The organism is Microbulbifer sp. (assembly GCF_051659245.1).
Taxonomy (GTDB): domain Bacteria; phylum Pseudomonadota; class Gammaproteobacteria; order Pseudomonadales; family Cellvibrionaceae; genus Microbulbifer.
In genome coordinates, this window is record NZ_JBOFOC010000053.1 from 1 (window position 1) to 21,143 (window position 21,143).

Annotated in this window: 23 protein-coding genes; 13 read left to right on the forward strand and 10 right to left on the reverse strand. The window is 57.1% G+C overall.

From position 1 onward, the window contains the following. The first annotated feature begins 140 nt into the window (after positions 1-140). Positions 141-581, forward strand: a complete 441-nt coding sequence (locus ACRC0P_RS05315; protein WP_438628744.1) for a hypothetical protein — start codon at positions 141-143, stop codon at positions 579-581. Between the two features lie 328 nt (positions 582-909). Here the strand turns inward: ACRC0P_RS05315 and ACRC0P_RS05320 are convergent, their stop codons facing one another. Both ACRC0P_RS05320 and ACRC0P_RS05325 read right to left on the reverse strand, forming a co-directional pair. Then, positions 910-1,206 (reverse strand): hypothetical protein, encoded by a 297-nt coding sequence (locus ACRC0P_RS05320; protein ID WP_438628745.1) that lies wholly within the window; start codon positions 1,204-1,206, stop codon positions 910-912. A 72-nt stretch (positions 1,207-1,278) separates the two neighbouring features. Beyond that, positions 1,279-1,494 carry a hypothetical protein gene (locus ACRC0P_RS05325; protein WP_438628746.1) on the reverse strand — a complete coding sequence of 72 codons (216 nt, stop codon included), beginning with the start codon at positions 1,492-1,494 and terminating at the stop codon, positions 1,279-1,281. Positions 1,495-1,886: 392 nt separating this feature from the next. On the opposite strand from ACRC0P_RS05325, the gene ACRC0P_RS05330 reads away from it, so the two are divergent. The 4 genes from ACRC0P_RS05330 (at position 1,887) to ACRC0P_RS05345 (ending at position 5,272) form a co-directional block, all read left to right on the forward strand. Beyond that, positions 1,887-2,219, forward strand: a complete 333-nt coding sequence (locus ACRC0P_RS05330; RefSeq protein ID WP_438628747.1) for a hypothetical protein — start codon at positions 1,887-1,889, stop codon at positions 2,217-2,219. Positions 2,220-2,481: 262 nt separating this feature from the next. Further along, a complete protein-coding gene (locus ACRC0P_RS05335; RefSeq protein ID WP_438628748.1) occupies positions 2,482-3,189 on the forward strand; it encodes a hypothetical protein in 708 nt (235 codons plus the stop codon). Between the two features lie 271 nt (positions 3,190-3,460). Then, positions 3,461-4,303 carry a YwqG family protein gene (locus ACRC0P_RS05340; RefSeq protein ID WP_438628749.1) on the forward strand — a complete coding sequence of 281 codons (843 nt, stop codon included), beginning with the start codon at positions 3,461-3,463 and terminating at the stop codon, positions 4,301-4,303. A gap of 84 nt (positions 4,304-4,387) precedes the next feature. Beyond that, positions 4,388-5,272, forward strand: a complete 885-nt coding sequence (locus tag ACRC0P_RS05345) for an FRG domain-containing protein (RefSeq protein ID WP_438628750.1) — start codon at positions 4,388-4,390, stop codon at positions 5,270-5,272. Positions 5,273-5,409: 137 nt separating this feature from the next. Here ACRC0P_RS05345 and ACRC0P_RS05350 read toward each other — a convergent pair whose 3' ends face one another. The 8 genes from ACRC0P_RS05350 to ACRC0P_RS05385 form a co-directional block, all read right to left on the reverse strand. After that, a complete protein-coding gene (locus ACRC0P_RS05350) occupies positions 5,410-5,613 on the reverse strand; it encodes a hypothetical protein (protein ID WP_438628751.1) in 204 nt (67 codons plus the stop codon). Positions 5,614-5,648: 35 nt separating this feature from the next. Further along, complete coding sequence (ureG, locus tag ACRC0P_RS05355; protein ID WP_438628752.1) at positions 5,649-6,287, reverse strand: urease accessory protein UreG; 639 nt, start codon at positions 6,285-6,287, stop codon at positions 5,649-5,651. Positions 6,288-6,442: 155 nt separating this feature from the next. Continuing rightward, the gene (locus tag ACRC0P_RS05360) at positions 6,443-7,117 is read right to left on the reverse strand and encodes an urease accessory protein UreF (protein WP_438628753.1); all 675 of its coding nucleotides are present in this window, start codon (positions 7,115-7,117) and stop codon (positions 6,443-6,445) included. Beyond that, a complete protein-coding gene (gene ureE / locus ACRC0P_RS05365; protein ID WP_438628754.1) occupies positions 7,098-7,571 on the reverse strand; it encodes an urease accessory protein UreE in 474 nt (157 codons plus the stop codon). Before ureE ends, ACRC0P_RS05360 begins: the two co-directional genes overlap by 20 nt. 130 nt (positions 7,572-7,701) lie before the next feature. After that, positions 7,702-9,417 (reverse strand): urease subunit alpha, encoded by a 1,716-nt coding sequence (gene ureC, locus ACRC0P_RS05370; RefSeq protein WP_438628755.1) that lies wholly within the window; start codon positions 9,415-9,417, stop codon positions 7,702-7,704. Then, positions 9,414-9,746, reverse strand: a complete 333-nt coding sequence (locus ACRC0P_RS05375) for an urease subunit beta (protein WP_438628756.1) — start codon at positions 9,744-9,746, stop codon at positions 9,414-9,416. The genes ureC and ACRC0P_RS05375 overlap by 4 nt, the downstream gene beginning before the upstream one ends. Before the next feature lie 34 nt (positions 9,747-9,780). Next, positions 9,781-10,083, reverse strand: coding sequence for an urease subunit gamma (locus tag ACRC0P_RS05380; RefSeq protein WP_438628757.1), 303 nt, complete (start codon positions 10,081-10,083; stop codon positions 9,781-9,783). A 27-nt stretch (positions 10,084-10,110) separates the two neighbouring features. Then, a complete protein-coding gene (locus ACRC0P_RS05385) occupies positions 10,111-11,016 on the reverse strand; it encodes an urease accessory protein UreD (protein WP_438628758.1) in 906 nt (301 codons plus the stop codon). A 955-nt stretch (positions 11,017-11,971) separates the two neighbouring features. On the opposite strand from ACRC0P_RS05385, the gene ACRC0P_RS05390 reads away from it, so the two are divergent. The 8 genes from ACRC0P_RS05390 to ACRC0P_RS05425 all read left to right on the forward strand — a co-directional run bounded on the left by ACRC0P_RS05390 (position 11,972) and on the right by ACRC0P_RS05425 (position 21,125). After that, positions 11,972-13,453, forward strand: a complete 1,482-nt coding sequence (locus ACRC0P_RS05390; RefSeq protein ID WP_438628759.1) for a pectate lyase family protein — start codon at positions 11,972-11,974, stop codon at positions 13,451-13,453. A gap of 335 nt (positions 13,454-13,788) precedes the next feature. After that, entirely contained in the window at positions 13,789-15,462 is a 1,674-nt protein-coding gene (locus tag ACRC0P_RS05395; protein ID WP_438628760.1) for an acyl-CoA dehydrogenase family protein, read from the forward strand. A 251-nt stretch (positions 15,463-15,713) separates the two neighbouring features. Continuing rightward, positions 15,714-16,295 (forward strand): hypothetical protein, encoded by a 582-nt coding sequence (locus tag ACRC0P_RS05400; protein WP_438628761.1) that lies wholly within the window; start codon positions 15,714-15,716, stop codon positions 16,293-16,295. 6 nt (positions 16,296-16,301) lie between these two features. Then, the gene (locus ACRC0P_RS05405; protein WP_438628762.1) at positions 16,302-17,345 is read left to right on the forward strand and encodes a sensor histidine kinase; all 1,044 of its coding nucleotides are present in this window, start codon (positions 16,302-16,304) and stop codon (positions 17,343-17,345) included. Positions 17,346-17,355: 10 nt separating this feature from the next. Then, positions 17,356-18,057: a LytR/AlgR family response regulator transcription factor gene (locus ACRC0P_RS05410; protein WP_438628763.1), complete on the forward strand. Its 702-nt coding sequence runs from the start codon at positions 17,356-17,358 to the stop codon at positions 18,055-18,057. Positions 18,058-18,190: 133 nt separating this feature from the next. Then, complete coding sequence (locus ACRC0P_RS05415; protein ID WP_438628764.1) at positions 18,191-18,589, forward strand: BlaI/MecI/CopY family transcriptional regulator; 399 nt, start codon at positions 18,191-18,193, stop codon at positions 18,587-18,589. After that, a complete protein-coding gene (locus tag ACRC0P_RS05420) occupies positions 18,582-20,006 on the forward strand; it encodes a peptidoglycan DD-metalloendopeptidase family protein (RefSeq protein WP_438628765.1) in 1,425 nt (474 codons plus the stop codon). The genes ACRC0P_RS05415 and ACRC0P_RS05420 overlap by 8 nt, the downstream gene beginning before the upstream one ends. Before the next feature lie 258 nt (positions 20,007-20,264). Continuing rightward, positions 20,265-21,125 (forward strand): alpha/beta hydrolase, encoded by an 861-nt coding sequence (locus ACRC0P_RS05425; protein ID WP_438628766.1) that lies wholly within the window; start codon positions 20,265-20,267, stop codon positions 21,123-21,125. Positions 21,126-21,143 lie beyond the last annotated feature (18 nt).

The following is a 21,143-nucleotide window of genomic DNA, read 5'->3' on the forward strand; positions in this document are numbered from 1 at the left end:
AAAAAATCAGCTTATTTTGCCTGTCGCAAGAGTTCACCGTCGGTGAAGTTCTCCGACAGCGCTTAAACTGCGTTAAACCCCTATATTTATAGTGTTATTGGTGCTAAATGCCGGAAATTTATGCAACATTGGGGTTAACTATGAGAAAGAAAATATTGCATTTATCTTTTGCTTTAGTCTTTTTTATTTTTTTCCTTTTCACTATGAAGCGCTATGAAAAAATTGAGAAAGACGAACAGCGATTAATTACTGATGGATGTATTCTTTCTTCAATTTCTTTAATCCTAATAGGGTATTACGATGAATATAAAAAATATCCCGATCAGAACGTGGTAGGCAAGCTGATTTTAGAGGCTGGTTATCCAAATGGTTTAGGTTGTGGGCCAACGAGTATTAAAAATGCGGACTCTATTGTTGATAGTAGTGGAAATAAATTGATATACGAATATAAATCTAGTAGTTCAGTTAAATTTTATTTTTATAAAACGAACACTAACGGCTATATTGTGTATGAATTATTAAATAATCAAGTAACGAAAAGAACGAAAACACCCACTAATAAAAGAACCGTAATAAAATAACAGGACACCAAATTAAATAAAAAACAAAAGAAAGAACAGGAGAAAAATGATGAAAAATGAAGCAGGCATGGCTTCAAATCGGTTAGAAGGCTCAATGAATTCAGTCGCCAGATTCTTCGGCAGGTAGTGAACAACGGTATTTATGGACAGCCATAAATAGAAAAACCGGAAGCTATTCCGATGATGTTTAGTGTTGAAAAATCTTTCGAACGTTAGAGGCTGCTTATTGTCAAAATGAGGCAGATGTGAGTCCCAGTCAGCCGCTTTAAGGCCAAAGAACCCCTCGCAGTTGAGCTGCGTCGGTACTTTTTAAGAGGAAGGCAAAGAATCAGGACGTGGGCGACGGAGAGAAAAATCGTTCACACTCGCGAACTCCCTGTGCCCAGTGTTTACCGAGCTGTTCGCAGGCGGTGCGTATCGATTGGTCGGAGCCAACCAGAGACCTAAAGCGGCTTTCGAAGTTCCGGCTCAGGTAGAGCCAGTTTCTCGGGTCGATTTGCAACCGCTCCAGGATGGGCGGTAGGCGGTCGGAAATGGCTCCACGTTTGTCCTCGCGAAGAGTGCGTCCGGTCCAGTCCACCAGCGCCAGGTAGTCCTCGAGCCGCAGGGGAATGCCCGCGGACATGGGCTCTCGCGGATTACCGGCGAATGGGAAGAGTGACTGGGGTTGCTCACTTTGCTTGGCGGCTGCGATGCGCTAGTGGTTGCTCGTCACCGCATATCCGCAGACATCCAGGGCGAATACCTGGGCCAGTGCCAGCAACCGATCCTCAATCCACTGGCGGCGATGCTCGAAACTCTGCCCTGTACGCTCATCCCGCCCACACAGGAAGGCACGGCGCACACAGCGGGAGACGCAGTGGTAATAGGGGGTGGTGTCTGGGCAGATAGGAGCTTTGCGTGGCGCAGTCATTTTCTGCTGACTCATGAAACTTGATGTATAGACAGTTTTTTGCGCAAATGGGGATACGATGCAATAGAAGTGACGCAAGAAGCTTTTTACTTGGTGGGTGTCCTAGAGTTGTTCAAGAGATGGACGCAGCTTAAACTCGCTGGAAAACCTGTCTTGACAGAGGGGTCCACTTTAGGAGATGTTTAGTCTGGTGCTTGCTACGAGAATGTCAAAATCAAGGTTGTCATTTAATATCGATGGCTGCGACGGGAATTACCCTAAAGTTACGACGGTGAGGACATTTGATTAAGTGCAGCAAGGAGGGGCAAAGGCCGCCCAGCGACCGTTTCCCGAACACCAATCTTGAGATAGCTCGCTTATTGTTATAGAGCTCTTGCAAAAGGAATAAAAAGATGAAGATGAAGGTAATGATATTTTTCGTTTTACTGTACAGCCCTGTTTTTGTTTGTGCCGAAAATTCGCCCTATGCAAAAATATCGTCTGTTTTCATAGGCACTACTGGTCATGCTTATATTTATGTGGACGAACAGCTACATTTCAATCCCGCGGGTTGCAGCGATGACAACAGCAGGTACCGAATGGAGAATAGCCACCCTGGTTTTGATGCGAGCTACTCTTTGATACTTGCTGCATGGATGTCAGGAAAAGATATCCGCTTTAATATTAGCGACTCCGAGTGCAGTGGTTCGATTCCAAAAATCCGGACTGTGCGAGTAAAAAACTGATCAAATTGATGACCGAATAAAAGGATCGGGGAAAAGGAGGCGTCACCTTCTTCCGCGAAGCACTGAGGATGGGTAAAAGTCGCACAGCGATCGTGCCCATCAATCAGTACAAATAAAAGATAGTCTGAAAGAAAAAAGAGAAAAAAAGAGAAAAAGTTTTATTTAGTGGGTATCCAGAAAGAGTCCCGCGTAAACGTAACAAACGCGTCAATTGGGGCGCTCGCAAGCTCGCGCCCATTGCGCGGGCGTTAGCGGTAAAAATATGCGCTGTCACTTGTGTAAAAAAGAGAGCGATCTTAAGAACTCACACATTATCCCTGAGTTTCTGTTTGCTGCTCTTTACGACGAAAAGCACCGCTTTCACGAGCTACATCTGGATACGGGCAACAAATATAAGCAGAAGGGCTTTCGCGAGCCTCTCTTGTGCGGAGATTGCGAACAGCTATTGTCCAGGTATGAGCGGTACGCGAGTAAAGTTCTCAATGGTGGAATACCGCTGACGTACCGGCGGGATGGAAGGATCATACGGATCAGTGGGATTGATTACAGGCGCTTTAAGCTGTTTGCGTTATCCACCTTGTGGCGGACGGGAGTATCGAAGATGGAGATGTTTTCCGGCGTCACCCTGGGTCCCCACGAAGAAAAGCTAAGGCTGATGATATTGATGGAGAATGCAGGAGATGCAAGTAGATATCCCTTCATAGTCTCTCCTATCATGCACGAAGGCGATATCGTAGAAGCTCTCGTGGTGCCGCCAACTCAGACACGCTTGGGGCACCAGTTGGCGTACAGGTTTGTTTTTGGAGGTCTTGCCTGGACGTACGTTGCGTGCAGCCAACGACCTCCAAAAGAGGTAGAGGACGCCGCCCTAAGCATGGAAGGAACTATGTCTATGATCCCGTGGGCGCTTAGCGATATGAGATTTATAACCTCTATGGCGCAGGAGTTAGTCAAAAATGAGGTTTTGTGAAAGTTACGCTAACAAGGCGCACCAGTTCGCCGCCGCAAGCGGCGGCAGGACGCTCGCAAGCTCGCGCCTCTGTGCGCTACGTTCATGCTGTAGAAAAACTCGAGCACTTCTTGAAGTGACAAATTTTTCGTGCGGAGAGTGCTCTGAAATACTTTTTGCCATACAAAACAGGTCCAGAATTCACGTAGGGGCGAGATTTTTTGGGCGAAATATAACCAGAACGAAAGGCCGGAGTTTTTCTACAGCCTCGTTAACTCTCTTAGAGTAGATCATGGAAATATTTAAAAAACTATTTGGCGCTAGAGAAAAGATAGATTGGGACAAGATAAGGGAATCCTTGGAGCCTAAAATCAAAGGCTTAAAACGCCCAGCGATAAGGCTGAAAAGAACATCTCTAATCAAAAAATCAAAGTTTGGGGGGAAACCATTCGCTGATAGAAATAACTTTGAATGGCCACGAAGTAATGGGAAGCCAATGGCCTTCCTTGCTCAAATAGACTTGGCTGAAATTTCCAGTGTGCATCATTATGAGTGGCTTGCCGATAAAGGTTCAATATTATTTTTTTATGATGTAATTGAAATGCCTTGGGGTTTCGATCCAAAAGATCGAGGTGCTTGGACTGTGCTCTATCATTCCGAGCCAGATGGTTACGTCGAATATCCACTGGACTTGCATGACGAGTGCAAAATTAAAGAAATATTCATTGAGCCAGTGCTAGTGCAAGTTCTCCCAAATTACGATGATCCTAGTGTTGAAAGACTAGGACTGTCTGATGAAGAAGTCGATGCATATATCGACCTTGACGATGGTGACGACGAACCGTCCCATCAAATGGGTGGCTTCCCGTCACCAGTCCAAGGTAATCATATGGACCTCGAATCGCAACTGGCATCCAATGGTGTTTATGTCGGTGGTCCTGAAGGGTACAAAAGCGAGGAGGCTAAAAAGCTAGAGTCGGGCGCTAAGGACTGGAAACTGTTATTTCAATTTGATAGTGACGATGACTTGGATGTCATGTGGGGCGATTGTGGAATGATATATTTCTGGGTGCAGGAGCAGAAATCTAAAATTAATCAATTTGATAATAGCTGGTTAATACTCCAGTGTTGCTAGTATGAGTTAACAAGTTTGCCAAAAGGACGCCTGACGTCGCGCCTTTTACAAAAGCGTTAAGCAGTCAAAATTCAGAGATCTCAAATGTATACAATTTCTGAAGCTCAAGTTAAAAAATTTGAAGACGTTAGTAGTATTGAGAGGTACATTCATGACAACTTGATAACTCGCCAACACCGACTTGGCTTCAGAGGCCACGCAAATGCGACCTGGGGGTTGGAAACTACTCTCGTTCGATATGTAGACGAGGCCATGAGTATGTTTCCTGAACGAAAAGAGTCGTTTGAAAATACGTATGAAGTGGCTGAAGCAATTTTACACAGAGATTTCAAAAGAAAATTAATAACAAATAGCGATCTTCCGCAAGAGCAAGTCGATAAAATTGACATCTGGCAATATGGCCAGCATTTCGGGCTGCCTTCGCCTCTCCTTGACTGGTCTTACTCTCCTTATATTGCCCTTTACTTTGCACTCGTCGATAGGCCTAGATCAAAGGCCGAAGAGCCTTGCGCTATATGGGTAATAAATCTGGAAATTTTGGAAATGATGAATCGGATCATCGTGGATGATATAAGACCAAAGTACGCCGATAAAATAAGTCCCACGGAATATTTAAACAAGTTATACCCTGCACTAGATATCGTAGATGAGCCATACGAGGGGAATAAGCGTATCGAATTCCAGCAGGGCTTTTTCACGAAGCTAGACTATTACAGGTCAATTGAAATTTGGATCAAGAAAATCGGAAGAGACTTGCCACAACCGAAAGCAGATCGTATATTTTTGCAGAAATTAGAATTCCCCTGTGGCCAGAGGGATTCTATGAAGTTACTGGATAAGCTCGATAAAATGAATATAAATGGTAGAACTTTATTTCCAGATATATTTGGTACAGTAAAAGATACTATTGATAGTACATCGAGGTGGTTTCAGACACCCAAATATAAAACGTTTTATTTTTCACATTAACTTCTATGCCTAACAAATTACTCCAGTTGAAACCCAAACCTACGCGCCTTTGTGCACTCGCTGCGCTCATTTTGGCACAAGGCCACTCCAGTTTTGGGTCAACTGAGTAAGGCGCTATGGTGAAGACAGCGGTATAGCTAATCGCGATCTCTTTTGCGCTGCTGGTGCCGGTGCCGGAAAATCAACACGGCACCGACCGCCAACGGCATCAGCAACCACAGCAGATGATGTAATTCATGTATGGGGCCGGGAGGAGCATGGCCTTCGTGTGCCCAGCCGAATACACAAAAGCCTGCGGAAAACAGCGCTAATAGTGCGGAAAAAATATGCTTGTTGGTCATTGTCGATCTCTCTGCCGGAGTTGTTGAAAAGGAACCTAAGCCGTCAGTGCCGGTTTGTCGTCCAGCATGCCCTCGCGGACAATAAATTGGATGATGTCCTGCAGTCCCTCCCGGGACTTCAGGTTGGAGAACACGAATGGCTTCTCCCCGCGCATTGCTTTCGCGTCGCGGTCCATCACTTCCAGTGAGGCTTCTACCAGGGGCGCCAGGTCGGTCTTGTTGATAATCAGCAGGTCGGAACGGGTAATACCCGGCCCACCCTTGCGCGGGATCTTGTCACCGGCGGATACGTCGATGACGTAAATGGTGAGGTCGGACAGTTCCGGGCTGAAGGTTGCGCTCAGGTTGTCGCCACCGCTCTCCACGAACACCACATCCAGATTGCCGTGGCGGGCCACCAGCTCGTCGATGGCCGCCAGGTTCATGGATGCGTCCTCGCGGATCGCCGTATGCGGGCAGCCGCCGGTTTCCACGCCGATGATGCGGTCTTCGGCCAGTGCTTCGTGGCGGGTGAGGAACTGGGCGTCCTCCTGGGTATAGATATCGTTGGTCACCACGGCGATGTCGTAGTGGTCGCGCAGGGCCCGGCATAGTTCCCGCAGCAGTGCGGTCTTGCCGGAGCCCACGGGTCCGCCGACGCCGACCCGCAGGGTTTGCCTGTTGGGCTGGTTCATATTTCCTCCACAATATTTCTTCATCGGTAGCTGCTCACTCGTAGGGAATGTACATTGGCTTAAGGAGCCACTCTGCCGCCCATGCCCGCGATCGGCCTCAGTTCGCGGGCATGGCGGATGGCCGCCCCGCCGCTCCTACAGGCAGAGTATTCCGGTCAGGATCGAAACAACCGGGTGTACATGTGTTCGTGTCGCGCACTGGCGATGGCCAGTGCCGGCAGTCCACTGCCCAGTTCGCTGTCATCCAGACTACGCGCGCATTCGATGGCGGCCGGCACCTGCAGCTGTATTTCACCCAGCAGTCTTTGCGCCTGAGTCTGGCCCAGCGGGACCAGCTTGGTGGCCGCGGCCACTTGGTTTTCCAGCCAGGACCACGCCAGGCCAGCCAGCGCCGCGGTTGTGCCGATCTGCCAGTGGCGGGCGGCCAGCGCGAACGCGGTAACGAAACTTACCTCCGTCTCCACCAGCGGATCGGGGACTTGCAGCTGCGCCAGCAGGCGCATCAGGGCGTTGCCGGTAGCGGTATCGGTCAGCAGCAGTTCCCGGGTTTCCCGGCACGCCAGCGCGTAGCGGTTCCAGTAGCGCAGCCTGTCCATCGCGCCCTCTTCCAGCGCCTCGTAGCAGCGTAGCAACAGCGGGCAGTCCACGCGTGCCAGGCCGTGGCGCAACTGCAGTTCCAGCCATTCGCGGGTCTCCTCCACGTTGCGCACCCAGCCGGCATCGACAGCGTATTCCAGCCCCTGGGAGAAGGCGTAGCCTCCCACGGGCAAACTGGCGCTGGAGAGCTGCAGCAGCCGCAACAGGCTCGCGTCAGTGGTGGTGATGGCCATGACTGTAAGCGCCGGATTCCGGGACAAAAACATCTTCTTCGCGGGTCAGGCTGAGCCCCAGCAGCGCGAGCATTTCCTCGAGCACATGGTCCGGCTTGATGCGCAGCCAGCGTTCACCCACCTGCAGTCGCACGTGGCGGTTGCCCAGGTGGTAGCAGGCGCGGCTGAAGGTCAGCCAGTCGTCGCAGCGGGCGGTGGTCACGGTTTCTTTCGCGCCCTCCACCAGGATGTGTCTGCCGCAGGCGCTGCGCAGTACCTCGCCCACTTGCAGCGGCTTGCCGCGCTCGAGGAATATCCGCACTTCCTGCCCCTCGCTCGATTGCGCCCGCAGCCGGCCCTTGTCGCGCTGCAGGTGATCGAGCACTACGCGCGCGTCGATGGGCGGGGGCGTTTGCGTGTCGAGGCGTTGGTAAATTTCCAGCATGGTGTTCATCTCTCTGGTAATTCTCTGCAAGTAACTACTCGCGCCCTGTAGGAGCGGGGGGGCGGCCATCCGCCCATGCCCGCGATCGGCCTCTGTTCGCGGGCATGGCCCGCTCCTACAAGGTGGTTCCCCCCTGAACCGGTGCGGTTCCTCTAGCACATCAAAACAAGCAGTAGCGCTGCGCCAGCGGCAGTTCGCTGGCGGGCTCGCAGGTGAGCAGTTCACCATTGGCGCGCACCTCGTAGGTCTGCGGGTCCACGGTAATTTCCGGCAGCCAGTCGTTCAGCAGCATGTCGCGCTTGGTGATTGCTCGGGTGTTGCGGCAGGCCACCAGGCGGCGATGCAGGCCGAGGGCCTCGCCGATGCCGGCGTCCAGCGCGGCGCGGGAGGTGAAGGTCACGGAGGTCTTGGCCGCGGCAATCCCCAGGGCGCCGAACATGGGCCGGTAGTGCACCGGCTGCGGTGTGGGAATCGAGGCATTGGGGTCGCCCATGGGCGCCGCGGCGATCATGCCGCCCTTGAGAATCAGCGACGGTTTGATGGCAAAAAAAGCCGGTTTCCACAGCACCAGGTCCGCAAGTTTGCCCACTTCGATGGAACCGACCTCGTGGGCGATACCGTGGGTAATGGCGGGGTTGATGGTGTACTTGGCCACGTAGCGCCGCGCGCGGAAGTTGTCCGCGCCTTCGGTCGCGCCCCGCGTATCCTCGGGCAGGCAGCCGCGCTGCACCTTCATTTTGTGCGCCGTCTGCCAGGTGCGGGTGATCACTTCGCCTACCCGTCCCATGGCCTGGGAATCGGACGCGATCATGCTGAAGGCGCCGAGGTCGTGCAGTATGTCCTCGGCGGCGATGGTCTCCTTGCGGATGCGGGAATCGGCGAAGGCGATGTCCTCGGGAATGCTGGTATCCAGGTGGTGGCACACCATCAGCATGTCCAGGTGTTCATCCACCGTATTGAGCGTGTAGGGCCGCGTGGGGTTGGTGGACGACGGCAACACATTGGGCGAGGCGCAGGCCTTGATGATGTCCGGCGCGTGGCCGCCGCCGGCGCCCTCGGTGTGGTAGGTGTGGATGGCGCGGCCCCCGAAGGCCTCCAGGGTATCGTCGACAAAACCGGACTCGTTCAATGTGTCGGTGTGGATCGCCACCTGCACGTCGTAGCGCTCGGCCACGCCCAGGCAGTTGTCGATGGAGGCCGGCGTGGTTCCCCAGTCCTCGTGCAGCTTGAGCCCGCAGGCACCCGCCTGCAGCTGCTCTTCCAGCGACACCGGCAAACTGGCGTTGCCCTTGCCGAGAAAGCCGAAATTCATGGGCAGGCTGTCGGTGGCCTGCAGCATTTTGCCGATATTCCAGGGGCCCGGGGTGCAGGTGGTGGCATTGGTGCCCGTGGCCGGCCCGGTGCCGCCGCCGATCATAGTGGTGACGCCGGACATCAGCGCCTCCTCCACCTGTTGCGGGCAGATGAAATGGATATGCGCATCGATGCCGCCGGCGGTGAGTATGGAGCCCTCCCCGGCAATCACTTCCGTGCCCGGGCCGATGACGATATCCACACCGTCCTGCACGTCCGGGTTGCCCGCCTTGCCGATACCGGCGATGCGGCCCGCCTTGATGCCGACGTCGGCCTTGACCACGCCCCAGTGATCCAGGATTAACGCATTGGTAATCACCAGGTCCGCGGTCTCTTCAGAGCCCAGTTGGCTCTGCCCCATACCGTCGCGGATCACCTTACCGCCACCGAATTTGACCTCGTCCCCGTAGCGGGTGAAGTCTTTCTCCACCTGCAGCCAGAGTTCGGTATCCCCCAGGCGCACCCGGTCACCGGTGGTAGGCCCGAACATCTGCGCGTAACTGTGCCTGTCCATGCGGCTCACGACGGCTCTACCTCCGCAATCTCGTCCAACGGCCCCATGACTTCGGCGCGGAAACCGTAGACCCGGCGCGCGCCGGCGTAGGCGACCAGTTCCACCTCGCGCCCCTGCCCCGGCTCGAAACGCACCGCCGTACCGGAGGCAATATTCAGGTGGAAACCGCGGGCTTTCTCCCGATCGAACCTGAGCGCCGGGTTCACCTCGTAAAAGTGGTAGTGGGAGCCCACCTGCACCGGCCGGTCGCCGGTGTTTTCCACTCTCAGGGTCACGGTCGCGCGCCCCGGATTGAGTTCGATGTCGCCGTGGACGATCTGTATTTCCCCTGGAATCACGGGTGTCTCCTCATAATCGAGTCAGGTAATCGGGTCAGGTAATCGGGTTGTGCACTGTGACGAGCTTGGTGCCGTCGCGGAAAGTGGCTTCCACCTGCACTTCGTTAATCAGCTCACTGACGCCGTCCATGACCTGGTCCGCACGCAGGATTTCCCGGCCGTAACTCATCAGCTCCGCCACCGTTTTGCCGTCGCGGGCGCCCTCGATAATTTCCATGGTGATCAGCGCCACCGCTTCCGGATAGTTCAACTTGAGCCCGCGCGCGAGGCGGCGCTCGGCCAACAGCGCCGCGGTAAACACCAGCAGCTTGTCCTTTTCTCTCGGCAGTAATTCCATAATTCCCCCAACAGATAACCGACAGGTTCAGGTGGACCAGATACGCGGCGGGCAGGCATCGCGGCCCAGCAGCGGAGGCCGCAACAGTGCCCAGAGTCGCGCCAACAGCTGCCGCATCGCAAAGGCGCAATGGCCGAGGCAGCGCACCACCTGGAACTCCCCCACCGCCGTGATCGCCGCCAGACAATCCTGTGCGCTTTCCCGCAGCAGGGTGCGGCACTGCGCCAGCACGGATTCGTCCGGCGCCCGGGCGAAGGGGCCCATTGCGAACAGGCCGGTGACGGGAAAGCCGCGCAGTCCGGCCGCCGCCGATAGCAGGTCCGCCCCGGAGTTCTGGCCAGGGGTGCCGTTCAGGTCGAGGCGCTCCACAAACAACGGCAGCCCGTCGCGGCGGATTTCCAGCCGCTGTGCCAACGCGCTCGCGCCGAAACCTTCGCCACAGGCCGGCAAGCCCAGCGACGTGATCTCCCAGCCGGCAAAGCGGCTCTCCCCGGCGAGTTCCACCACTGTGTCCAGGCGTGCATCGGCTCCCGGGTAGACAATATTTTCCAGCGGCAGCCACTCCAGCGAGCTGCCCGCCGCGAGCCGCAAGCGGACCTGCTGGCACTGCTTCAATCCGTCGCCGCGGGCCCGGTACACCCGCCCCGCGCCGGTGGTGGTCACCAATGCGCGCGCGCCGGCTTCCGCCTCCACCCGGATATCCAGCTGGTCCCCGGAAACCAGCCCCCCCGGCGGGTGCAGCAGGTAGACGTGCGCCAGGTCGCGTCCCTCGGGGTAAAACGGCTTCTGCACATACAGCGGGCCGCGATGGCGGCTGTGCGCGAGCCGGCAGCGGCCACCGGATGCCTGAAAGCGGAGGTCCAGCCCGGCGTACCAGCGGTTGTCCGCGGCGGGCGGGGTTTCCGGTCTTTTTGCAAGCGCGAGCTGGTTCATGAAAATCGGTCACACACTGCGAATACGCGCAGGCAAACAGGATCAAAGTCGTTGCGGAAAGATATAAACAAGAACAGGCGGGGATGGGTATGCGTCAATTGACGTAGTTTCCTGCGCCCGATAATCGAAGGCCCCGCACCTCCCGGGGGAGGAGATCCGGATGGTGGTCCACTGCTGCGCGCCGCTCGGTGGACACCGGGATCGGGGCGGGCGCGATACGCTCCCCGGGCCGGCCGGCTGGGACTCACCCTCACCCTGTCCGGCAGGCACAGCGTTTGATTTTCTGCGAAGGAACCCGGAAGCCGAAACTGCCGGATCAAGCGCACCATATTGGTATGACAATACTCGAAACAATGCACAAACTCAGGTTTACTTTTGCGTCAGCAAAACCACCTTCCCCGACGCACCGAGCGCCACACTAAAAATTAAAAACTTTTTATTTCAACAATATAACTACCAAAACCTTATATCCGTACTAGCCTGTTAGCACCAATCCGGTAAAGCCACTCCCGGTTGCGCAACCAGAATGCGCATGCAAGTATTGCCATACCATATGACTAGCGTCATATGGTATGGCAATGCGGCCGTATCCATTGCCCGGAAACGTGAGCCGACCCCCGAAATTGCCAGCAGACGCAGACTCAGTGATTCATTTTTCAGGGGAAATTCAATTTGAATTTCGCGCGGTACGGAAGATCCTGCACGCGTCGCCAGGGACCGGCAATGGCACTAAGTTAAGCGATTAAGCTTGATGCGAAGGGCCTGATGCCGGGGGTTCTTTGCGGGACCGTATGAGGCAGGGATGCCGATTACGAGCGTACAGGGATGTATTCACAGCGTGTCCCGCAAAGAACCCCCGGTAGCAGGCCCGCCCCAGGCGTTAACTTAGTGCCATTCGGGACCGGCTCTTTTTCATTTGCAGTGATACCAACAATTAAGGATGAGAGAATCAGCGATGAAAATTCAATTCCATAAAACCGCCTTGCGCGGCTGGCTGTTTGCCCTGATCGCGCTTTTATTCACCCTGCCCTTCGGCGCACTGGCGCAGCCGGAAGGCTTCGCCAGCCTCAACGGCGGCACCACCGGTGGCGCCGGCGGCAACTCGGTGACCGTGAGCAACGGCACCGCCCTGCAGAACGCCATCGACAACGCCTCAGGCCCCATCACCATTTACGTCGACGGCACCATCACACCGGGCAATTCCTCCGACAACAAGATCAATGTAAAAGACACGTCCGATGTGTCGATCATCGGTGTCGGCAACCGCGGCCGCTTGAACGGCATCGGCATCAAGATCTGGCGCGCCAGCAACGTGATCATCCAGAACCTGACCATTCACCAGGTGAACATAGGGGACAAGGACGCCATCGGTATCGAGGGACCGGCCAATAATATCTGGATAGACCACAACGAAATCTACGCTTCCCTCAATGTCGACAAGGACTATTACGACGGCCTGCTCGACAGCAAACGGGGCGCCCAGTACATCACCATTTCCTACAACTACTTCCACGACAGCTGGAAGGCCTCATTGCACGGTTCCTCCGACAGCGACAGCGGCAACCGCTATATCACCTTCCACCACAACCGCTGGGAAAACATCAATTCCCGCACGCCGCTGTTCCGCTTCGGCTACGGGCACATTTACAACGACTATTACAACAATATCGAAAGTACCGGCATCAATTCCCGTATGGGCGCGCTGCTGCGGATCGAGAACAACGTGTTCGAGAATTCGCAGAACCCCCTGGTGTCTTTCTACAGCGCTGAAATTGGCTACTGGGACGTGCGCGGCAATATTTTCAACAACGTGCGCTGGGTGAGCGGCGACGGTGTCACCGCCGGGCCCAATGTCTCCTCCACCACCACCTATGACCCGCCCTACGGTTACAACCTGGATTCCGCCGGCAGTGTCAAAGACCGTGTAATCGCCTGCGCCGGCGTCAACAAGGGTTCCAATTGCGGCTCCGGTGGTGGCGGTGGCGGCGGCGGCAACGACGGCACCGTCAACGGCACCTACCGCATAGCGCCGGTCCACAGCGGCAAGACCGTCGACGTGACCTCCTGCGGCTCCAGCGGCGGCACCAACCTGCAGCAGTGGAGCTGGCTCAATAACAACTGCCAGAAGTTCAACATCACCCCGGTGGACGGCATCTGGCACCGCATCTCACCGGTCAATGCCCCGGCCATGGCCCTCGATGTGGACTCCTTCTCCACCAGCAACGGCGGCAATATCATGCTGTGGGAATATTTGGGCGGATGGAACCAGCAGTTCCGTTTCCAGGGCGCCGGCAGCGGGCGCTGGCGGATCATCAACCGCAACAGCGAACTCTGTATGGACGTGGAGGGCGTTTCCAGCGCAGACGGCGCCAATATCGTCCAGTGGACCTGTATCGCCGGAAATACCAATCAGCAGTTTGAGTTGATTCGCCAGTAACGACTTCTTCCCGGTATTTTCAGTGGAGTCTCCTTAGTCTCAATACTGTTGAGCTAAGCCATGTTTGTAGGAGCCTGCTTGCAGGCGAACAGCTAACGGAGTTCCGTTCTCGTTCGCCTGCAAGCAGGCTCCTACAGGGTGCCAGTCGGCTTACATGCGCGCCAGAAAAATGACCAACCGGAAAAACCAGGTCCAAAAATTGGATGATGACGCAACCACCGGCGTCACTTTTGGGCAAGACCGGCGCCAGCCCATCTCACTAGGATGTCCCGGAGCGGTGATGGGACTACCCTTTCACCGGAACCACTGCCTGTTGAGATGCCAGCGAGAAGCCAATGTCCGATAAAACATCCTCCTCCGAACTCGCCTATACCCACAAGGTTTTCAACCAGGTACCCCCCCTTAGCGGCCACAATCTCTACGCCGGCGACGCGGCGCTGTGCGAAACGGTTGAGCACAACGGCGGACACTGGGCGGAGGACGACCTGCAACGCTACGGGGAAGTGTGCGGGCGCCCGGAGATGATCGAGCGGGGCTATCTGGCCAATGAATTCAAACCCATCTTCGAAAGCCACGACCGCACAGGCAACCGCATCGACCTGGTGCGTTACCACCCCGCCTACCACCAACTGATGCAGCTGGCCCTCTCCGAGGGACTGCACAGCGCCCCCTGGACCGATCCCAAACCCGGCGCCCACGTGGTGCGCGCGGCCAAGTACTACCTGCACAGCCAACTGGAGGCCGGCCACGGCTGCCCGGTAACCATGACCTTCGCCTCGGTGCCATCCATCAGGCTGAACCCAAAGTTGGCGGAGGAATGGCTGCCCAAGGTGACCGCCCGCGGTTACGACTCCAGCAACCGTCCGCACACGCAAAAAGCCTACCTCACCATCGGCATGGGCATGACCGAGAAACAGGGCGGCTCCGATGTGCGCGCCAATACCAGTACCGCCACACCGGTCGGCGACGGCGCCTACGAGTTGCTGGGCCACAAATGGTTTATGTCCGCGCCCATGTGCGACGCCTTCCTGATGCTCGCCCAAGTGGAAAAAGGAGAGACACCCGGCGGCCTCAGCTGTTTCCTCGTGCCCCGCTGGCGTCCGGACGGCAGCAAAAACCCGCTGCAGGTACAGCGCCTGAAAAACAAATCCGGCAATGTTTCCAACGCCTCTTCCGAAGTGGAGATGCGCGGCGCCCTCGGCTGGCTGGTCGGCGAGGAGGGTCGCGGAGTCAACGCCATTATCGAAATGGTCGCGGCCACTCGCTTCGACTGCATGATCGGCTCCTCCGCCGGCCAGCGCCAGGCCGCGCTGCAGGCGATCTACCACGCCGGACACCGCGACGCCTTCGGCAAAAAACTGCGCGACCAGCCGCTGATGCAAAACGTGCTGGCGGACCTGCAACTGGAGGTGGAGGGTTCGGTGGCCATCACCATGCGCACCGCCCGGGCGCTGGATCACCTGGACAAAGAGCAGGAAAAATTGCTGATGCGCCTGGGCACCGCGGTGGGCAAATACTGGATCTGCAAACGCACCCCGCACCACGCCTACGAGGCCATGGAATGCCTGGGCGGCAACGGCGTGGTGGAAAACTTTATCACCGCGCGCCTGTACCGCGACGCGCCCATCAACGCCATCTGGGAAGGCTCCGGCAATATCCAGGCGCTGGACGTACTGCGCGCCATCGGCAAAACCCCCGCGGTACTGCTGGCCTGGTACGACGAACTGGAACAGAGCGCCGGCGCCGACCCGCGCCTCGACAGCGCCGTCGCCAGGCTGAAAAAACAGATGGCGGACATGGACGATCTGGAATACCGCGCCCGCCAGCTGGTGGACCAGATGGCGCTCACCATGCAGGCGCACCTGCTGGTACAGGGGGGCAACAGCGCGGTGGCGGAGGCTTTTATCGCCTCGCGGCTGGAAAGCACCGGCACTCACAACACCGGCTGCCTGCCGCGGGGGCTGGATATCGAAACCCTGATCGAGCGCGGCGACCCGCTCTCCGTTTAGTTTTTTCCTGTAGGAACGGCGGGGCGGCCCTCCGCCGCTGGCCGCGATTAAACCTTCGCGAGCCCGCGAACATCGATCGCGGCCAACGGCCGTTCCTACAAGTTGGGCATCCCGCCCGATTGAGGAAACCGATTATTCCCAATATCCTCCTGTTCACTACCGAAAAATGCCGCTTCGTCGCATCCCGTTGCAGGCGCCGCGCGCGCACTTAGAGTAGGCCTCGTTCAACAAGCAAAAGTAAAGGAGGCTGTATGAACTACAAAGTACTCGTCGCCGCCGCACTGGCCGCGTCTTTCGTTCAGGCCAATACCCTCGAGGAGCGGCTGCCGGAACCATGGTTCAAGAACGGCATACCACCGGCACTGGAAGCCTGTCGGGCCGGGGTCGACAACGAGCTGTCATCCCTCGGCGAGCTCAATATGGCACTGAAATGCGAAACCGAGGAGGAAGGTTTCGTAAGTCTGATGCAGCAGTTCGACGCAGATGCCTACCGCGGCACCCGCCTGCGCTACTCCGCCTGGGTAAAAGCCGATAAGGTTGACCACTGGGGCGGCCTGTGGATGCGCGTGGATGAACCAAACAAACCCGCGGTAGCTTTCGACAATATGCAGAATCGCGCTATCAAGGGAACCCAGGGTTGGACTCGCCATGAAATCGTTCTCGACATATCGCCACAGGCAAACATCATTTCCATGGGCCTGCTGATGAACGGGCGCGGCCAGTTATGGATCAAGGATATACAGATTGAAACTGTCGGCACCGATGCCCCCACCACCCGGATGCCGTTCAGGGAGCTGCCGAAGGCCCCACAAAATCTGGAGTTGGTGCGGTAACCGGCTGTGCTCAACCCCCTGACGCCTCTATTCGCCACCACCCCGCCGGCATCGGGCCGCCTCGGCGACTTCAGCCTGCGCGGCCGCCTCGGCCCGCTGCTGGCGTTCGCCCTGGTTTGCGGAGCCTTTTACGCGGGGGCCGGCTACAGCTCCCCGCTGGCCCTGCTAATCAAGCTCTGGGTGGCCTATTCGATCGCCTTTATCGCCCTCGCCGTTCTCGCGCAGCTCAAGGGCACCGATGCCCCCTGGCGCTATCTGCTGCCCACCGCAGTGTCGGGCATTGCCGCCGGCGGCCTGGTCGCAGCGGCCATCGCCTATATTCCCCTCCGGGACGTGTCGCCACAGTGGCACGAGCTGGCGCAGGAATGGGCGGCTGCCTCTGCCTTCGCCGCCTTTTTTGTCGGCCTGTCGCTGGTAACCGGCACCCTGCGGCGCCGGGAGCAACTGATGGCAGAAACCCGCCGACAGCTGCTGGAAGCGCGACTGCGCACCCTCACCGCGCAAATAGAGCCGCACTTCCTGATGAATACCCTCGCCAATGTCCGCTACCTGGTAAAAACCGATGCGCCCAGAGCCCAGTCCATGCTGGACCACTTGGCGGATTTCTTTCAGGGTGCGCTGGAGCGCTCCCGGGACAAGCACTCGGACCTCGGACAGGAGCTGCAACTGGTGAAGAGCTACCTGTCAATCATGCAGATTCGCCTCGGCGATAAACTTCAATTCGCCATAGACGCCGGCGAGGAACTGCGACAACTGTCGTTTCCGGCTCTGCTGCTGCACACCCTGGTGGAAAACGCGGTGATCCATGGCATAGCGCCGAGCAAAAGCGGCGGACTGATAAGAATCGCAGCGCGCAGGACAGAAGCCTGTATCGAGGTGTCGGTTACCGACAACGGCGTCGGCCCGAACCATTCGGAAACGGGCGGACAGGGCGTGGGGCTGCGAAATGCGCGCGAGCGCCTGGAAACCTTTTACGATGGCCGCGCCACCTTGCGACTGACACCTGCCCCGCAGGGCGGTACCCTCGCAAAAATAACCATTCCCGCCTAAGGAAGCCGCGATGCCATCCGCCATCATCGCCGACGACGAACCATTGCTGCGCGCCGAACTGCGCGAATTCCTGGCCGAACTCTGGCCCGAGCTGCAACTCCTCGGCGAATTCGCCGACGGTGCATCGGCCCTGCTGGCCATCGAGCGACAGCGCCCCGACATCGCCTTTCTCGATATCCGCATACCCAAGCTGGATGGCCTGGAAGTGGCCGAGCGGATCCAGGGCAGCAGCCAGGTGGTGTTCGTCACCGCCTACGACGAACACGCCATCGCCGCTTTCGAGCAGGGCGCCGCGGATTATCTCCTGAAGCCGGTCAAGCACGCGCGGCTCGCAGCGACAGTACAGCGCCTGCGCGAACGCCTTGCCGACAAGGAGCGGGAATCCCGCCGGCTGCAATGGATACAGGCATCCCTGGGCAACAGCCTGCGCTTCATTGCCGTGGCGGACATCCGCTATTTTCGCTCGGACGGCAAATACACCCGCGTCGCCACCACCGACGGCGATGCCCTGATCCGCCGCTCCCTGAGCACACTCCTCGACAGCCTTGATCCGGAAATCTTCTGGCAGATCAACCGCGGCATTGTGGTGAATGTGCAGCATATCCACAGCGTTGTGCGCGACGAGGACGGCAGCATGACCGCCCGGCTGCACGGCGACCTGGCCGAGCTGCCGGTGAGCAGAGCGCATCAATACCGGTTTCGCGGCATGTAGGACAGAAGGCGCCCCAAGGGTGGATGCCGGGGGCAGAAACGGCGAACTTCCGGCACTGCCAGTGGCGACAGAGGTTGCATGACTGCGACAAATGTCGCATAGTAATCCCACTCGTCACAAGGCAGATCGCATCATGAAGCAACCTTCGGCGTCGGAGCTGGCCGTCCTCAAGGCCCTCTGGCAGCAATCACCTCTCAGCGCCCGCGAGATCCACCAGCAGGTTGAAGAGCAACTGGGCTGGTCCTATTCCTCCACCCGCAAGACCCTGGACCGTATGCAGGACAAGGGCCTGCTGCAGGCCTTCGAAGTGCACGGGCTCAAGGTGTTCGAAGCCAGGGCGGCCAAGGTCGCGACCCTGGCCGCCTATGCCCGGGATTTCGCCGAGCGGGTGCTGGAGATCAAGGGCCCGGTGCCGGCTTCCTTCTTTGCCGGTAGTGAGCTGCTCAGCGAAGCCGAGCTGAAGGAGCTGGAAGCGCTGCTGACCCGGGGAGACGAAAAGGGAGACGAAGAAAAGGGAGGCGAAGATGATTGAATGGCTTGCCCAGTTGGCCCTGTCCAGTCTGATCTCCCTGGCCGTCGGTGCCGCAACGATGGGCATGCTGGTACTGCTGGCCCGTCACCTGGACTGGCTGAACGGCTGGCGCGAGCCCTGGCTGGCCGCGGCCGTGCTGACCTTCGCCAGCTTTTGCCTGGGATTCCTGCCCGCCGTGGAAAAGGCTCCGGCCATCGAGCTGAGCCTGCCGGCGTTGACGGCGCCGATCCAGGCGGGTCCCCATGCAGTTGAACTCTCGGCGGATGCAGATGGCGCGGCTTCCACTTGGCAATGGGGGCTCCTGGCCTGGGGCCTGATCTGGGTCCTGGGCGCCGCCATCGGCCTGGGCCGTCTGGCGCTGGGCCAGCGGCGGCTGAGTGGGCTGGTAAGGCGAGGCAAGTCCCTGCCCGCAGAGGGCGAGCTGGCCCGGCACCTGGGGGTAGTGGATGCACCGAAAGGACTGAGGCTGGTGCTGGTGGAAGAGCGGATATCCCCCTTTGCCACGGCCCTGCCGAGACCGACCCTGGTGCTCAGCCAGTGGGCGCTCGACAAGCTGTCCCTCGAGCAGATCCGCCTGGTGGTGCGCCACGAGTTGGAGCACCTGGCGCGGCGCGATCCGCTGGCGGTGCTGGGCCTGCAATGGATGGCGGCACTGCTGTGGTTCAACTGGCCGCTGAAGGCGCTGGCGAAACGGGCGGTGGACGCCTTGGAGCAGGGCTGTGACGAAGAGGTACTCAGAAAAGAAAACCCGAAACGGCGAAGGGCCTATGCAGAGGCAATGCTGAAGACCCTTCGCCAAACCGCGACAACTCACGCCAATGATCCTGTCGCGGCCTTCTCAACGCAAAACAAGAGGAGCTTTACCTTGAGAATCCGTCACATTCTGAACGGCAAACAGAGCGCCCGCAAGGGCTCCAACAGAGCGCTGTGGTCCCTGACCCTGGCCAGCGGCGCCTTGGTACTGGGCCTGCAACCCCAGCTGGCCCAGGCCGGCAAGGTCGCGGAAGCCTTTATCAACCCGCTGCCTGAGGCCAGGGTCACCTCCGGCTTCGGCATGAGGCCCTGGCCCATCAAGGACGCAGAATTTAAGGAGAAGCGCCTGCACAAGGGCATCGACCTGGGGGCACCGAGGGGCACCCGGGTACAGGTACCCAGGGCCGGAGTGGTCACCTTCTCCGGCACCATGGGGGCCAGCGGCGAGGTGGTGATCATCGATCACGGGGAGGGTGTGGAAACCCTCTATGCCCACCTGGACAAGCGTTTGGTGAACAAAGGCGATAGCGTCGAGCAGGGCCAGACCCTCGGCCTGGTGGGCAGCACCGGTAAGGCCACTGGCCCGCACCTGCACTGGGAGTTGCACCAAGACGGCAAAGTGGTGGACCCGGTCAGCCAAGTGCCGGTGCTGGCGAAGCCGTAGAGGAAGCCAAGGCGCCCCGGGGCGCCTTTTCAGGCCGGGCCGGCCCGAAAGGATTCGGTGCGAGCGAAGCACCGATTCGCAGCGCGGCGGTGTTAACCCGGCAATCACATAGGGGCACCTCTAAATCGTCATTCCCGCGAAGGCGGGAATCTAGAAACCCGCCGCTACTGCCCCCCCGCCTTCGCGGGGGTGACGAGAACCGAATTTTTAGAGGCGCCCATAGATCATCCTTGCCATATGCAATCAATCGGATACCACATGAGTAAGATTATTGTCTTATTTATAATTATGTTTTCTTCTTCTCAGGCAACCGCCAAGGAGATTGCGACTAAAGTTAAAGAATCATTTGAAATAGAGAACTCTGAGGTTTTTACTATCAACTCAAAGGTACTCAACCGAAAATACGATATCTATATCAAAGTCCCTTCTGGTTACTTCAACAACGAAAACAGCAAAAAAACATATCCCGCTTTATATTTAAATGACGGACCTCATACATTTAAAGTTGCTGCAGGTGTTACACATTTTAAAAGTATGAATAGGGCAATAGTTGTCGGCATTGCTTTTGCGCACAGGGAAGACGGACAATATAGCCGGGTCCGAGATCTTACCCCGGAACGTGATGAGAGCTGGAGTAACTACGCAACCGGAGGAGCCGCAGATTATCTAATGTTTATTGAGAAAGAGATTATTCCTTTTGTCGAGAAAAACTACCGCGCCAACCCGGAACGAAGAATTCTTTCTGGTCACTCTCTGGGTGGGTCGTTTGGCGCCTGGGTATTGATAACCAAACCACAATTGTTTTCCAGCTATATTTTGACAAGCCCTTCTCTTTGGTTTAAGGATGAAATAATTTTTGATCTCGAAGAAAAATACGCACAAGATCATAAATCATTAGCTGCAAATGTTTTCTTTGCAACAGGTGCTCTGGAAACCCCTGAAAATGGCATGAAAAACAATATGGTTGATGGCCACAAGAGATTTTTGAAACGCATCCGCTCACGCAATTATCAGGAATTGCATTTAAATGACGAAATTGTTCCCGGAACAGATCACTTTTCAACTTTTCCAGTTGGGCTGGCAAAGGGTCTCAGGTGGATCTATCAGGATTTGTGGTGAGTTAATCCAGAAATTACG